The sequence below is a fragment of the Cupriavidus sp. SK-4 genome, assembly GCF_000611125.1.
GTDB classification, from domain to species: domain Bacteria; phylum Pseudomonadota; class Gammaproteobacteria; order Burkholderiales; family Burkholderiaceae; genus Cupriavidus; species Cupriavidus necator.
Window position 1 is genome coordinate 1 of record NZ_JFJW01000192.1, and the last position, 596, is coordinate 596.

Genomic DNA, 596 nt, shown 5'->3' on the forward strand with positions numbered 1-596 from the left:
GAGATGGAATGAACACCGCCCGTCAGTAACGCTAGCGGGGGTTCCACGATGAGGGGCTCTCGCTTGACCGACGGCATCGATGTGCCAAAGTGAAGATCCGAACCATCACTTGAGGTAAGGAGAGCCCAAATGAATGCTACGACATATGGGCTGGATCTTGCAAAGTCGATCTTCCAACTCTACTGGGTCGACCCAGAGACGAGCGAGACGCACAGCCGGCGCCTCAGCAAGACCCAACTGATTTCCTTTCTGAGCAATCGCACCCCCGGCAAGTTCGTACTGGAGGCGTGTGGCGGCGCGCACTGGTGGGCAAGAAAGTTTATCAGCCTGGGCCATGAAGCCATCCTGCTCCACCCAAAGTACGTGCGACCGTTCGTGCGGACCAACAAGACCGATGCGGCCGACGCGCGCGCGATCTGGACAGCCGCGCAGCAACCTGGGATGCGACCGATACCGGTAAAGACTGAGGCACAGCAAGCCTTACTTGGATTGCACCGAATTCGCTCGGAACTAGTCGACAGCCGCACGCGGCAAGTGAATCAGATTCGCGGCTTGCTGGGCGAATACGGCCTGCACTTCGTGCTTGGTCGCAAGGC

At 58.7% G+C, this 596-nt stretch carries 1 protein-coding gene; it reads left to right on the forward strand.

From position 1 onward, the window contains the following. Window positions 1-129: 129 nt before the first annotated feature. Window positions 130-596 (forward strand): IS110 family transposase (locus CF68_RS34380; RefSeq protein ID WP_035827897.1); only part of this gene is annotated, 467 nt, incomplete at its 3' end.